The organism is Dokdonia sp., assembly GCF_039945015.1.
Classification (GTDB): domain Bacteria; phylum Bacteroidota; class Bacteroidia; order Flavobacteriales; family Flavobacteriaceae; genus Dokdonia.
In genome coordinates this window covers 1-16,310 of record NZ_JBDUXP010000019.1, presented here as the reverse complement: position 1 = coordinate 16,310, position 16,310 = coordinate 1, and the positions used below count along the sequence as shown (strand labels likewise).

At 32.1% G+C, this 16,310-nt stretch carries 6 protein-coding genes; all 6 read right to left on the bottom strand.

Annotated features, from left to right (window positions below; all coding sequences use genetic code 11):
• Positions 1 to 16 precede the first annotated feature (16 nt).
• Complete coding sequence (locus ABJD27_RS14500; RefSeq protein ID WP_348167635.1) at positions 17 to 6,310, bottom strand: amino acid adenylation domain-containing protein; 6,294 nt, start codon at positions 6,308 to 6,310, stop codon at positions 17 to 19.
• Between the two features lie 85 nt (positions 6,311 to 6,395).
• Entirely contained in the window at positions 6,396 to 7,388 is a 993-nt protein-coding gene (locus ABJD27_RS14495) for a TauD/TfdA family dioxygenase (protein WP_348167632.1), read from the bottom strand.
• Positions 7,389 to 7,612: 224 nt separating this feature from the next.
• Entirely contained in the window at positions 7,613 to 12,400 is a 4,788-nt protein-coding gene (locus ABJD27_RS14490; RefSeq protein ID WP_348167630.1) for an amino acid adenylation domain-containing protein, read from the bottom strand.
• Positions 12,401 to 12,486: 86 nt separating this feature from the next.
• A complete protein-coding gene (locus ABJD27_RS14485; RefSeq protein WP_348167627.1) occupies positions 12,487 to 13,758 on the bottom strand; it encodes a condensation domain-containing protein in 1,272 nt (423 codons plus the stop codon).
• Between the two features lie 287 nt (positions 13,759 to 14,045).
• Entirely contained in the window at positions 14,046 to 14,216 is a 171-nt protein-coding gene (locus tag ABJD27_RS14480) for a hypothetical protein (RefSeq protein WP_348167624.1), read from the bottom strand.
• A 92-nt stretch (positions 14,217 to 14,308) separates the two neighbouring features.
• Positions 14,309 to 16,310, bottom strand: a 2,002-nt coding sequence (locus tag ABJD27_RS14475) for a condensation domain-containing protein (protein WP_348202060.1), incomplete at its 5' end; no start/stop codon positions are given.

The following is a 16,310-nucleotide window of genomic DNA, read 5'->3' as shown; positions in this document are numbered from 1 at the left end:
ACTAAGTTATATTGTCCTACATTAAATTTATAAATTCATCCAAGGCCTCTGATATATCCTCCGGCTCTTCTATTACACTCTGTTCTTTAGAATCAAGAATCTCCAAATATTGAATAAACTCATTAACATTAGGGTTCTCAAATAAGGAAACCACTTTAACATCTATCTCTAATTGTTTATTAATTTCATTTAATATTTTGACAATTTTTATAGAGTTTGCTCCTAGATCAAAGAAATTATCTAGTATACTTATAGTACTGACTTCCTTTCCTAATTGTTGCGCTATAATTTGTATGATTACTTTTTCTTTTTGGGTTTGCGGTGCTATATATTTTTTTTCACTTACCGCCTTAATTCCAGAAGAATATGGTAGCGCTTTTTTATCAATTTTTCCATTTATAGTAATTGGTAATTGTGTTAACATCACAAATTCTGAAGGAATACTATAATGAGGGATACTCGTTTTTAGAAATACTCTTAGTTGTTCTAGAGACAAGGATTCTTTTGTAACTATATATGCTATCAAGCTTTTGATATTAAATTGATTTACATTTACAACTACAACAGCCTCATTAATATAATCGTGCGTTACTAAAGCTTGTTCTACTTCTCCTAATTCTATTCTATATCCATTAATTTTTACTTGATCGTCTTTTCTTCCTAAGAATTCAATATTCCCATCAGGAAGCCATTTTCCTAAATCACCCGTTTTGTAGAGGCGTTCTCCTTCTTTATAAGGATGGGTTATAAATTTTTGTAATGTAAGTTCTGGTCTGTTTAAATACCCTTTGGCTAAGCCAGCTCCACCTACACATATCTCACCTACAACCCCAATAGGTATTATTTTATGATCTTCATCTAAAATAAATGTTTGCGTATTTGCAATGGGTTTTCCTATAGGAATAACTCCTAATGGCATATCTTCTCCCTTCAACAAACCATACATAGAAGAGCAAATACTTGTTTCGGTTGGTCCATAGGCATTATAATAATTACCTAATTTCAGATATTCTTTTACTTTACTATATACAGGAGGTTCCCCTGCTGTAATCAATGTTTTAAGTCTACTTAACGATTCTACATCCATCAGACTCATATAAGATGGCGGTATGGTAGCTACATCTATCCTTTCATTAATAATGTAAGTTTCCAACATTTTAGGGTCATCTCGATGCTCTTTGTCTATAACACATAAACAAGCTCCTGATAAAAGGGCTGTAAATATCTCGGATATAGAAGCATCAAATGAGAAAGAAGCAAATTGTAATCCTCTATCGTTATGAGTTATATCAAAAAGATCAATTTGCGCTAAGATGGTATTTAAAATCCCTTTATGTTCAATAATTACTCCTTTAGGATTCCCTGTAGAGCCAGAAGTATATATGATATAAGCTAAATCGTCTGGAGCTAAATAGACATCTACTAAATCTTCACTGTAATTAGAAGGTTCAAAATCTTTTTCAATATCAAAAACAACACCTTGATAATTATCTTGAATAGTTACTGTAGAACGGTTTGTAATCAACAAATTAATCTTAGTATCCTCATAAATATATGACTTACGAGATTCTGGATGCTCTGTATCAATAGGAATATATACCGCTCCTGCTTTCATTATTCCTAGGATGGCTATAATCACAGACGCATCGCGCTCTAGTTGTACTCCTATAAAGTCTCCTTTACAAATATTATAATCATCTAGTAAGCAACGAGCTAGTTTGCTTGAAAGACTATCTAGCTCTTGATACGTATAAATTTCATTTTTATATAATAATGCTTTATTTTCTGGAGTCTTTAATATTTGAGAAGAGAACAAATCAATTAATGTCTTATCCTTAGAAAAAGGAATCGAATTTGCATTAAAATCACAAACAAGTTCTTCTTTTTCTCTATCAGAAATATAATCTATGTCCTTTATCTTTTTACTTGGATTTTGTAATAGTATTTCCAGTAGTTGTTTATAATGCTGTATAATATGACGTATGGACTCTTGTGAGTATATAGCTGTATTATATGTGATACTAAAAGACATATAATCACCTTCTTCTTGAAAAGCAATATCCATATCAAACTTAGAAATCTTATATCCTCTATCCTCTATAGTATGAAAAGCTGTAGCATCTAAATGTGTATTCTCAGCAACATCTCTCATGTTTTGCAACATAAGCATGACATCAAATACAGCACTTCTACTTGTATCATTTCGTATATCTAAATCGTCTACCAAACGATCAAATGGATACATTTGATGCTCATAAGACAAAAGAGTGTTTTCCTTTACTTTATTATAAAATAATTCAAAACTTTCTTCAGAATCTACTGTATTTCTTAAAGGAAGTGTATTTATATAAAACCCTATCTGATCATTTAAATCAGCATGATCTCTTCCTGCAATAGGTGTTCCTATAATGATATCATTTTCTGAGGTATACTTTTGAAATAAAATATTCCAAGCGGCTAATAAACCTATAAATAAACTACCTCCCTGGTTTTGTCCATATATTTTTAAACGATTTGTAACATCCGAAGATATATACGTTTTAAGACTGTTCCCTGCATAAGTTTTAACAGCAGGTCGTGCTTTTTGATATGGTAAATCTAATGTTGGAAGCTCTCCTGATAATGCTTGTAACCAATACTCTTTATGGATATTGTTTCCTTCCTCCTGTAGTTGCTTTTGTTGCCATACGGCATAATCTTTATATTGAATTTTTAATACTGGAAGTGTTAATTCTTTTTCTTCTAAATAATGTTCATAAAAGGCAAGTATATCCTTAGCCAAAACATTCATCGACCAACCATCACAAATGATATGATGCATATTATAGTAAAACACATAATCATCGTCCGACAGTTGCAATAAACTAGCTCTTAATAAAGGTCCATTCTCTAAATCAAATGGTAAATAAGCATCTTCTTCTATATATAGATTTGCAATTTCTTCTTTGAGTAATGCCTCTCTATAATCAATATAATCAACACTAAATCCTAATGTTTCGAGCGTCTTTATCTCCTGCCTTACTTCACCTTCATCATTAATCTTAAATACAGTTCTTAATACCTCATGTCTCTCAATAGCAGCTTCAATAGCTTTACAAAAACATGCCACATCATAATCTCCTTTTAACACTACACTAGAAGGCATATTATAGATTTCTGTCCCTCCAGTAAATTGACTTAACACCCATAATCTGCGCTGTCCATCAGAGACAGGATAGTCTTTGGCATTTTCGACTTTTAATATAGATGTATGTGTTGTAACATCCGATTTTTCAATGAGACGAGCATGAGCTTCTACCGTTGTATTAGCAAATATTTCTTTCAGCCCAAGTTTAACTTCAAAATTCTTATGATATTGATTGATCATTTGAGTTGCTTTAAGACTATGACCGCCTAATTCAAAAAAATCATCTTGCGTTCCTATTTTATCTATTTGTAATATTCCTTCCCAAATCGCTATGATTTGTTCCTCAAGATTATTTTTAGGAGCTACATATGCTACTCTGGATGCTGTTCTTCCAGAATTTATTGTCAATAAATAGTTTTTATCTACTTTTCCATTTACTGTTAATGGAATCGCATCTACCTCTATAATAGATGAAGGAATCATGTATTCTGGCAGTTTACTTTCCAGGTGCTTCTTTATCTTTTCTATCTCTCCTTTTTGAGACGTAGTTATGTATGCTACAATTTCTTTGTTATCATTATTTCTATCATCTACCAATACGACCGCTTGATTAATACTATTGTGAAAAGTAAATTGCTGTTCTATTTCACCTAGCTCTATTCTATACCCTCGTATTTTAACTTGATCATCTTTTCTTTCTTTATAAGCTATTTCTCCATTCACCATCCATCTTCCTATATCTCCTGTTTTATAAGACTGTGTACTGTTTTCAATCTTTGTAAATCGTTCATTTGTAAGTTCAGGACGGTTTAGATAACCCTTAGAAACACCAGCCCCCATTATTACAATTTCTCCATACATTCCTATATCACAAGAGTTTCCTTGATCATCTACAATATCAATAAATGTATTTGCAATAGGCTTTCCTATAAACACTTGAGATTGCTCTTTAGACATCTCTTTTACAATGCATCCTACCGTAGTTTCTGTAGGTCCATACTCATTATATATGCGTATATTTTGATCAATATCCCATACTGCCTGTAATTGACTTTGAGTTAATTGTTCTCCACCACATATAATTACTTTTACATTCGTTTTTTCTATAACCAACTCTTTTAATAAAGAAAGATGTGAAGGTGTCAACTTTAATGTATCAATTTCTGGATGCGTAAAACTTTCTATAAGTAATTCATCTATTGCTTTTTCATCTGATCCAATCCATAACTTCTTTCCTCTTGTAATACTCGTAAAGAGAGATGTGATAGTGAGGTCAAAAGACACAGAAGTAATTAATCCCCAATTTCCTGTTTCAGAATCATTAAAGTAATAATCATTTGCCCATAAAGTATAGTTCAAAAGATTTGCATGACTTATCAAACATCCTTTAGGATTCCCTGTAGACCCAGAAGTATAAATACAATAAGCAATATCTTCTGGACTTGTCATATTAAGTATTGATGCATCTACATCAGATTGATATATCTTATCTTGAGATGGATCAAGAGTTGTCACTTTAGAAAAATCGTGAGTCTCTATCAACTCTGGAATACTTATTAAAATACTACAATCACAATCCTCCAAAATAAATTGTATTCTATCTTTTGGATATGCTATATCCATTGGGATATAGTATGCTCCTGCTTTTAGGATTCCTAAAACACTAATAACAAAAAACTCTGTGCGATCTAGTAAAACAGCTACAGGATCTCCTTTTTGAACACCATATTCTTGGATTAAGCATTGAGCAAATTGATCTGACTTTTCATCTAATTCTTTATAAGAAATAGTTCCCTCATTAGAACATAATGCAATTTCATTTTCACATAATGTCACTTGCTTTTTAAAAGCCTCTACAATAGAATTAAATGCATCAAATTGCTTTACTGTGTTATTTGATTCCTGTATTATGGTTTTGCCAATAACATTATCATTCTGATTTGCAAAAGCACTTTTAAGTTGTGATATAATTACAGCAATAGCTTCATTAGAATATATTTCCGTATCATAATATGCATCTATTGTGAGTCTATCTCCATAGTCTACAACACTTACCTTTAGCTCAAAAATGTCTGTAACACTATATACATTTCTTATATTTAGATTACTTGATACCAGATCTTTGTTAACTTCTAAAAACTCATATGTATATTTAAATATTGGTGTATTATGAATCCCATCATCATGAATTCTATTTAAATAGAAATAATCTGACCACATTCCTATTTCATCTATCGATTTTTGAAGCAGTTTTTCTGATTCTGTTTGAGATGACAGATGTAACTCTTTAAGGTGAACAGGTAATGTTTTTGATACTAATCCAAATGTATTTTCTAATTCGTCATAATATCTCTTATACGGAAGGTATCCTAGTGTAAATGAATCCTTTTCAAATTTAGATAGATACTTCGCATACTGTGATAAAACAAGATACTCTATTGAACTATTATCTTGAATAGATGTTGTTTTTAAAGTACGATATGCTTCTCCTTCTATTACGCAAACTGTCTTTCTTTGAGGGGTAAACATCTCTTGCTTTATGCTCTTAAATGGCAAAATGTTTTTATCCAGATCTACTGTATAGTTTTTCCAGAAATTAGCTCCTTCTTCTTCTGGATCACTAAACAATTGATGTTGCCAAGCCGAAAAATCCTGATACTCTACAACTTCTCTTTCTTCTTGTTCATAAGAAGCCTCATCTAGCAATGCCTTTGACAATTCATTACATAAAAAAGTGGTACTGTAGCTATCTGCCCAAAGTGAAAACAAACGCACTATTAAAACTTGATTCCCCACTGCATCTGTTAGTAAACAAAGTCGCATAGGTTCATCCTTTAAAGGATCATAATTAGATCCTAAAAATTCTTGAGAAATTGTCGTAATAGTCATTTCATCTAGTACGCTAGTAGTTTTCTCAAATATTTCTATTTGATGTTCTTTGGATACTACTTGAACTGGAAAAATCGAACTTGACACCATACTTGTTTTAAATAATAATGTTTCATTCTTACGCACCACAAGTGACAATACACGAGATAACTTTTCTGTAGATAACTCTCCTTCTATATCAATAACAACCTGATTATAATAATCTTGTATGTTCTTTTGAGCTACTCTCCATAAGTTCATTTGATTTATAGAAAGTTGATATCCTTCAACAGTATTTAGTGTTTCGTTTTCCATGATAATAGTATCTGATTAATTATGTATTTATTTACTCTAAAGAGAAGAGAGCAATGATCTATTTTAAGTTGTGTTTATTCTTTTATTAAAACAGTGACGCTATAATTTGTCTACTACCTTCATAAGGGTTTCTTCCGTGAGCCATACGCATATTATCTAAGAATAGTACATCTCCTTTTTCCCAAGGAAATACGACAGTTGCTTTTTGATATGCTTCTCTTATTTCTTCTATTTCTTCTTTAGAAATCTCGCTACCATCCCCATAAAAAGTATTATTAGGGAGTTGATCATCGGTTTCTACCAGATCAAAAAATGATGCTTCCAGCGCATATTTGTTAAAAAAGTATGCATGATTAAACCATACTTGATCACCAGTTGCAGGATGTTCCCAAATTGCTTTTTTATTCCAAGTCAATACAAGATTACTATCACTTTTCCATTCATAAGAAATGCCCTTATCATAGCACTCTGCCTCTACTACTTTTTTATCTTCTGTTTGAAAAACCTCTTCCCATGATAAACCAAAGGCTGCATTAAGATTTCTAACATATCTCACTCCTTTTTCAGAAAATTTAGCTCTTGTTTTCTTACTTAAAAATTGTAATACATTTTTAGTATCTGCAATTGGAGTTTCTCCCCTTTGGTCTGCAGGATCAATACAACAAAAAACGATATTACTAGGATGGCTAGGTGCATAAGAGCTTTCGCTATGCATCTCAATACTATATTCTTTAGGATAGGTTGTGGTATGATACACATTCTTACCCACAGAGTATCTAGGTGATGATCTTAAATTATATTCCAGTGGTGTATCTGCATACAGTTTACTGAAATCTTCAAATTTTTCGACCGTATTAATATGAAACCCTCTAAAAAGTATGGCTCCATAGGTTTTTACTTTTTCTTCAAACAATTGTCTATTATCAGCAACCCAATCATTTAATTGCATTCCTGCTGTTGTAGGTTTAATTACTAAAGGAAATCCTGCATCTTTAGACCATACAGAATAATTTACTTTTGCGCTATCTGTTACTTTTTGAGCTTTAATACTCTTTAATTTTTGTATGCTACTTATCATGATCTTATATTTTTAAATAAAGCAATACCACTGCTACTCTTATTGTTAAAAACATTGTTAGCTATAAGGTATTTATAGAGTACGCTTTCGCGAAAGCGCACTGAGTACTATCATAAACTTTATGTAAGACAGAAAACTGCCGCATAAAGCCTATGATATCATGCGCTGAAATGAAATAGGTAATCGTAATCTGTATGAATACTCATACTACGATATGGAAGTTGTTACTTTTTTACAAGCTTAAATTTATTAACATTGAGATTTCTTAAATTTTGCTTTGTTTCCTTTTGAAAATCAATATCACATATTTTTTCTTGCGGATTATCTAATAATTGTGATAGTAGGTATTTAAAGTCATTCATTAAGACTTTAATAGAACTTTGATTATACAAATCTGTATTGTAATTAATATCAAAGTATAGGTAGTTTCCTATCTCTTTAAAATTAATAAGCATATCTAGTTTTGCACCTCTTTCATCCTGAACCACAATTTGATCAATCTCTTGCTGAGTTAGTTGTAATTCTCTATCATTCTCAACTGTATTATGATACGAAAGCATCACATCATATAAAGGATTACGGCTTGTATTTCCTTTTATACTTAAATCATCCAGTAGGTTATCAAATGGATACATTTGATGCTTTACATTATCAAACATCGCTTCCTTAACTTTCTCAAATGTCTGATCAAAATTCTCATCAGGATTCATATGATTACGGATCACCATATTGTTAAAATAAAGTCCTATTTGATTTTCTAAATCTACATGATCTCTACCAGCAATTGGAGATCCAATAATGATATCTTTTTGATTTGTATAACGATAAAATAAGATATTCCAAATGGTCAGCACACCGCCAAATAATGTTCCATCATTTGCTTTACAATAGGTAGCTAATTTACTTGTAATCGTATCTGACAATAACGTGCGTAAAGTCTGACCATTATTTGTTTTTACTTTAGGTCTTACTTTCTGACTTGGTAAATCTAATACTGCTCTATCTCCTGATAATCTTTGCAACCAGTATTGTCTATGATCTCCAAAAGAACCATTTTCCAATTGTTGTTTTTGCCAAGTAGCAAAGTCTTTGTATTGAATACTTAACACTGGAAGTGAAGGTGTTCTATTATTTTTATACGCATTATAAAAAGCTAACACATCTCTTTTTAAAATTCTTTTTGAGACCCCATCTCCAATAATATGATGCATATTATAGTAAAAGATATAATCGCTATCAGACGTTTGTAATAGTGCAATTCTTAAAAGAGGTCCTTCTTCAAGATTAAATGGTTGTAAAGCATCATTTGCCATATACGTCGCCACTGAATTCTCTACGTTTTCTACCTCTCTAAAATCTTGTTCTTGGATGGTAAACCCAATATCTCCTGGAGTACATATCCATTGTCTTACATCTGAATTCTCATCTCTTTTAAACACAGTACGAAGTGTCTCATGACGTTCTATAACAGCATAGATAGCTTTCTTTAACAGTGCAATATCATATCCTCCTTCGAGAGAAAGATGTGCTGGCATATTATATGAAATATTACTTTCTTCTGATTGGCTCAAAATCCACATACGATATTGAGCGCTAGAGAGCGTATAATTATTTTGAGTTGCTACTGGTTCTATATTTTCTATTGTATTAGCCGCTGTAGGAGTATCAAATAATAATGTACAATGAGCCTCTATTGTTTTATTAATAAATAAGTCTCTTAATTCTAGTTTTACACCGTATTCTTTATGATATCTTGTAATGAGTCGAGTGAGTTTAAGACTATGTCCTCCAAACTCAAAGAAGTTATCAAAAACACCTATACGTTCTCTATCTAAAATTTCTTTCCAAATCTTTACTAGTTGTTCTTCATTAGTATTACGAGGAGCAACATATCCTTCTGCATCACTTCCTTGAGTTTCTACTTTTGGCAATGCTTTTTTGTTGATTTTTCCATTAGATGTTAATGGCATTTCATCTAGAACAATACATATAGATGGCACCATATACTTAGGTAAATTATCAGAAAGATATTCTTTAAAATTATCTAGTGTATACTCTTCTTTAAGTACTACATATGCTACAAGTTCCTTAGAGTAAAATTTATCTTCATTTACAATAACAATTGCTTGATTTGCATATGGACAAGCATTTATAGCTGTTTCTATTTCTCCTAGTTCTATTCTAAAACCTCTAATTTTAATTTGTTTATCGTTTCTTCCTAGATATTCGATATTACCATTAGATAGTCGCTTTGCTACATCTCCTGTTTTATACAAACGTTCTTCTGAGTTAAATGGATTGGTCATAAAACGTTCTTCAGAAAGTTCAGGACGATTTAAATACCCTCGAGAAACACCTGCTCCCGAAACATATAATTCACCAGTAACTCCCATAGGTACTAAACAAAAATTCTCATCTAGGATATAACAACTCATTGTCGGGATAGGCTTCCCTATATCGCTTATATTAAGACTGATCTCACGAGCTCCTATCTCCTTAAAGGTTACGTGTACCGTTGTTTCTGTAATTCCATACATATTAATAAGCTTACATGATGGATATTGGGTTGCCCAAGGTTTAAGGGCTCCTGGCGTAAGGGCCTCACCTCCAAAAATTACATATCGTATATCCATCTCTTGCTTACTATCTGTAACCTCTTCTTGTAAAGCATTAAATGCCGAAGGAGTCTGATTAAGTACAGATACTTTCTCTTCTGATAATAATTGTGCAAATGCTTTGGTATCCTTTGCAACTACTTCTGGAACAATCACAAGCTTACCTCCGTATAGTAATGCTCCAAATATTTCCCAAACAGAAAAATCAAAACAATACGAGTGAAATAAACACCATATATCTTTCTCATTGAAATCAAATAATGGTTCTTCTGTAAAGAAAAGTCTTACCACGTTCCCGTGCTCAAGTAATACTCCTTTAGGTAATCCAGTTGTCCCTGATGTATATATTACATAAGCAAGATTTGATAATGGTAAATCTAACTCTAAGTTTGTTGTAGTATATGTAGAGAAAAGTGAATTTGCATCATCTAGATTAATTGGACTAATATGGTTTTCTAACACTATCGTACCAATACTCTTTGTACTTACAAGTACTATACTTGAGTCTATGTCATTTAAGATATAATTGATACGTTCATTAGGGTATTCTGGATCAATAGGAACATATGCGCCTCCTGCTTTTAAGATTCCAAGCATTCCAATCATCATTTCTAAAGAACGATGTATACACATCCCAACCATAACTTCTGGCCCTACTCCTTGGGTTTGTAAATATCTTGCAAGTTGATTTGCTTTTTCATTTAATGACTTATAAGTCATTTCTTCTCCAGCAAGAGATAGTGCAATAGCATCAGGAGTTGTAAGTGCTCTTTCTTCAAAAATCTCTACGATATTTTTATCCTTTGGATATGCTATCCCAGATGCATTATATGTATATGTAAGGGCATTTTTCTCATCTTCTCCAAGCATATTGAGATCACCGATTGTTGTTATTTCTCCATCTGCAATCTGGCATAACGCTTTTCTAAAATGATCTGTGATCATTTGTACATACGCCGTCTCCATAATAGAACTATTAAAGGTAAAATCAATCACAAGTCTATCCTTTAACATAGGTTGAATAGAAAGTAAGTAGTTATTGTTTTCTTTTACATTAACACTATCTATTTCTAATACAGGTTTTTGATCACTTCCTCCTTCCTTAGTAGGGTAATTTGTAAAAGACAATAAAGAATCAAAACAATCACCTTTTATCTCATTCCATTGTTGGATTTTATTAAGTGATGTATGTTGGAAATTTCTTGCTTCTACAGATGTTTTTTGAAGAGTTGCTAGAAAATCTGTAATTGTTTGATCAAGATCTATCTTAGCTCTTAATGGGATGGTATTGATATACAATCCTACTTTACTGTCATAATTTAGATCTGCTGGGCGTCCAGAAACTGTAACTCCATATACAATATCCTTAAGACCTGTATATTTTGCTAATAAAATAGCCCATACAGCTTGTGTTAACGTATTTGCTGTTACGTGTTGAGATTTTGAAAAATCACTGATTTTCTGGGTTAATTGTTTATCAAAATCAATAGTAATACGCTCATATTTTCCTTTTCCTTTATTACGCTCATGAGATGCTTTACAAAAAGGTAATAATGATGGCTCGCTAAAATCTTGCATATATGACTTCCAGAACTCCTTTTCCTCAAAAGCATCTATAGATTTGATATAATTAATAAAATCTTCATACCTATCTTCTTCTTGCGCTTCAAGTGCTACACCATACATTAAGTTGGTGTATGCTCTTATCACTTCTTGAATGATTACTTGTCCTGACCAACCGTCCCATAACACGTGGTGTTTTGTCCAGATCATTTTAAATTCGCTCTCACCAAACTTAACAATAGTAATACGCATTAATGGAGGATTTGTAAAACTAAAATCTTCAAATCGATCCTCATTCTTGAGTGCTTGATACTTTGCCTCTTTCTCTTGATCCGTACTATTTGTTACATCTATAAAGCGTAAAGGAACTTCTACTTCTTTATTTACAAATTGAATAGGAATATTTACTTTATCATAAATAAAACCTGTTCTAAGTATAGTATGCTTATTTATAACATATTGCCAAGATTCTTTAAACATATCCATATCTAGCTTAGAAGAAAAACCAACATCAAATTGCGTATGATATGTAGTGTTTCCTTTTGTTTCGCTATTATATAGATACGTACTATGAAAAAGGATTCCTTCTTGTACAGGACTTAATCCATACATAGAAGAAATGTTTTTTCTATCTAATTTAAAATCTTTCTCCTTCAAATAAGCAACAATAGTTGCTTTATTTTCTTTGATAAAAGAAGTAATATCTGGACGATTTGTGATCATCTTTATATCTGAAGAAGTAAGCTTACCTTCTCTACCTAATAAGATTAAATCTTGCCCGTTAATTTTAAGTTGTAATCCAAGACTTTTTAATTGTTTAATAAACTTTTCCATGATTTTAAAATATCTGTTCTAGTAGTAGTGAAGTCACTCTTTACTATTGATGTTGTACTATGTTGTTTTTATTATAAAACTGTGATTTAGAATACTGCAATGCCCCTTAATGCGTCTGTATCCTGATGTTGTGTAGCTGTATCGAGAATATTTTCTATGATTTGTAAAAAAGATATAATCGTCTCTGGTTTAAAATACAGCTCATTATAGGTGAGTATAAAATCAAATGTATTCTCCTTTTCTTGCACCAAAAGGGTAAGGTCGTATTTTCCTAATCCTTGATTTTTATACTCAAAAAGTTCATCCTGCTCGTCAGTAATAACATCATAAGCATCATAGAGATACAAGACGTCAAACAAAGCAGTTCTACTCATATCTTTTTTAGGGTTAATCTCTACTACAAGTTTATCAAAAGGGATTCCTTTATTATTTTCTGCAGCTTTCCATGTCTTATCTACCACTGTACAAGCATCTGACAGGGTTGAGTTTTCTTCAAAAACAGATCGTAAAACTACCAGGTTTTCTATAGCTCCTACTGTTGTTTCTGTGAGACTAGTACGCATATTCATAAGTGTACCTATTACAATATCCGACAACTCAGAAAATGTAGCTAACCCCATTTTATATGCTGTAAGACTCACTATTTGTGCTGTAATCCCATGTATCGCTGCAAAAGACTGTAACCTATCTTTGTCATAAGAAAAAGCACTCGTTGCTGCCTTATAAATATGTATAGGAACTCTTTCTGTATCTGTTGGGAGATATAACACCTGTATATTAGATAATTTTTCTCTCCAATACGTTACCAGCATTTCTGTTTCATAAGGATCAATAGCTTGTTGCCATTCTGAAAAATCCTTATACTGCATCGTAAAGCCTAGCGCCTCTTTTGGATTATTAATAAGGCTTAGAAAATCTTCTTTAAGAATGGTAAGACTATATCGATCTACAAGGGCATGATGACACACAAATAGTACTCTACTATGATCTTCTTCTTGCTCAAAAAAAGCTTTCAGCAGTAACTCATTCTCAAAATCAAAGGATACTTTACGTATTTTTTCTTGATTATTTTTAAGATGATGTACTTCTTTAAATAGCTTTATTATTTCAGCATCTTCAGGAGTAGTAACGACTTGAAAAATCTGATCGCCTTCTCGTACTATTTTAGTTCTTAAGATATCATGACGCCTTACCAATTGTATAAAAGCGTGATACATTTCTTCTGTACTTACTTTTTTATGTATTGTAAAACTCAATGGTATATTGTGATAAATAGGCCCACCTTCATAGAGATAATCTCTTTCAAAATGATCTATAAACCACATCCTTTGTTGATGATAGGATACAGGTAATTTCATGTTTTTATGGTATTAAGTAATTAAGATAATGATGACAATAGCGACCCCTAAAGGACCCTGCATAATCATACACTAAAATGAGTATTGCTATTAAGGTGGGGTACGCTTTCGCGAAAGCGTACTTTGTATTTTCAATATAGACAGCTGTAGTACACGACAATCTTATTGATCTTTACATCTTTTAATGCTTTATAGAAATAAGTCAAGCATTGAAATAAAGGTTTTGTATTTATGGTCACTCTATGAGTGTGAGATTTGGTTATTTATTCCTAACCTCACTTTTACAATTAACCGTCTATGAGTTCTGTTGTAAACTCTCTTTTTTCGACGGCGTCTTCTAGTAATACAAATTGTTGAGCAGCACCTCCTTTAATTTGGTTTCCACTAGCAATTAGTTTTGCTACCGTTGATTTTCTCAACCCTATAAGTTTACTTTTTTTTGCACTCTTATTTTCCATATTAGAATTATTTAATTGCGTCCCAGCATTTTTTATAGACTTTGAGACAACTAGTTTGATATAATGACTTTCTACTTTTTAAATTGCAATATTTAAAACCTTAATACGCTCTCATCTTCAGAACTCTCTTGTGTTTCGGATTCAAATAATTCATCAAATTCTTTAAAATCTAATGCATCACTTAATCCAAAATCTGAAGGTGTCACTTCACTTACTTCCTTATTAATACAGTGCTCTATAAGTTGTGTTAAGTGTTTTATATAACTATCGGCTAATTTCTGAACCGTTTCTTGGTGGTACCTTTCTTTAGAATAATCCCAAGAAATTCTAAGTTCATTTGCTACAATAATTGCTTTTATGATGAACTTCTCTTCTAATAAAGATTTAGAATTTATATGTTCTCCTGCATACTCTGATGCAGATGTAAAGTTTGCACTTTGATTTAAGACATTATCTATCTGACCTAAGTAATTAAAAACTACATCCCATCCGCAATTTTCAAGCGAATTTCTTATCTCTATAGAAGGATGTAAATAACGTAAGCAACCATATCCCATTCCCTTAGTAGGAATTTTACGTAGTGCTTCTTTTACGGACTTGATAATATTTCCATCTGTCTTTGCATCTCCTTTTGATAAAATCACAGGGTATTTATTTGTAAACCACCCTGTAGTACCTGCTAGATCTATATCTGGAAATATATTTTCTCTTCCGTGTCCTTCAAAACCTAAGGCTAATCGTTCTGTATGAAATACATCTTCGAAAGTCATTTGTAACGCGCTTAACATCAAATCATTAATCTCTGTGTTATATGCAGTATTGACTTCTTTTAACAAACATTGTGTATACTCTTCATTAAGGGTAACACTAAGAGTATCTATAGTCTCTCTCGTTGATTTACCAGAAGACAAGTCGGTAGGAAGTGGCGTATAATCTGTATTTATTTGTTGCCAATATTCTAATTGCGACTCTATTTCTTCTGTCTCCGCAAAGTTTTTTAATTTATACATCCAATCTCTAAAAGAATTAGTCTTGTGACCTAAATACCCTGTTTCATCTAGTATTTCTTCTCGTAATAAAGTATCTAAATCATCAATAATAAATCTCCAAGAAACACCATCTACTGCTAGATGATGGGATACCATAAAGAATCTATTATGTGTTTCTGAATCTGGTGTTTCAATAAGAACAAATCTTGCCAAATCACCTTTCTCTATATCAAGTGCTTTCTGGTATTTTGTACAAATCGCTGTAATTGCTTCTCCAACATCACTTCCTTCTTCGATTTTCTCAATTCTATAAAGATTTGTAAACTCCCCATAAGACTGTTTCCATTCTTCTTTTTGTTGTACTATTTCTCTTGTATATTTAAATCTAAGAGAGTCATGACGTTTAGAAATTAAATTTATTATCGTTTCTAAATGTTCTGTATCTACCTTTTTGTTTATTCCTAAAAGAACCGCTTGATTAAAGTGCGATAATGTTTCTTCTTCTCTATCAAAAAACCATTGTTGAATTGGAGATAATGGCACTTCACCTTCTAATAGTCCTTGTTCTGCTGTATTGAGTTCTTTACTATTTCTCTCTATAGCTCCAGACAGTTCTTCTATAGTTTGGTAATCAAACAAGTCTTGTACTTTAATCTGATATCCTTTTTTCTTGGCTCTACTTACTACTTGAATAACGATGATAGAATCACCTCCTAATTCAAAGAAATTATCAGTCACTCCGACCTTCTCTACATTGAGTAAATCTTGCCAGATCGTAACCAAAGTCTCTTCTACCTCAGTACTCGGAGCTACATATACTCGCTCTTCTGTCATAGTAGGGTCTGGTAAAGATTTCCTATCTATCTTACCATTAGAAGTAAGTGGCATCTCTTCCAACTCAACATATACCTGAGGAACCATATAATCTGGAAGATGTCCTAAAACATAAGACTTCAAATCTGATTCTGAATATCCTGCCTCCGTAACTACATAACTCACCAAACGCTTAACTCCAAAACTATCTTCTCTAAATAAAACCTCACTCTGTATAACATCAGAATAATCCTGAATCACTCGACTGATCTCCTTTAACTCTACTCGATAA

What these genes read in the sequence shown, in the direction of transcription:
- ABJD27_RS14500 (WP_348167635.1), bottom strand. Translation starts at nt 6,310, where the DNA reads ATGGAAAACGAAACACTAAATACTGTTGAAGGATATCAACTTTCTATA.
- ABJD27_RS14495 (WP_348167632.1), bottom strand. Translation starts at nt 7,388, where the DNA reads ATGATAAGTAGCATACAAAAATTAAAGAGTATTAAAGCTCAAAAAGTA.
- ABJD27_RS14490 (WP_348167630.1), bottom strand. Translation starts at nt 12,400, where the DNA reads ATGGAAAAGTTTATTAAACAATTAAAAAGTCTTGGATTACAACTTAAA.
- ABJD27_RS14485 (WP_348167627.1), bottom strand. Translation starts at nt 13,758, where the DNA reads ATGAAATTACCTGTATCCTATCATCAACAAAGGATGTGGTTTATAGAT.
- ABJD27_RS14480 (WP_348167624.1), bottom strand. Translation starts at nt 14,216, where the DNA reads ATGGAAAATAAGAGTGCAAAAAAAAGTAAACTTATAGGGTTGAGAAAA.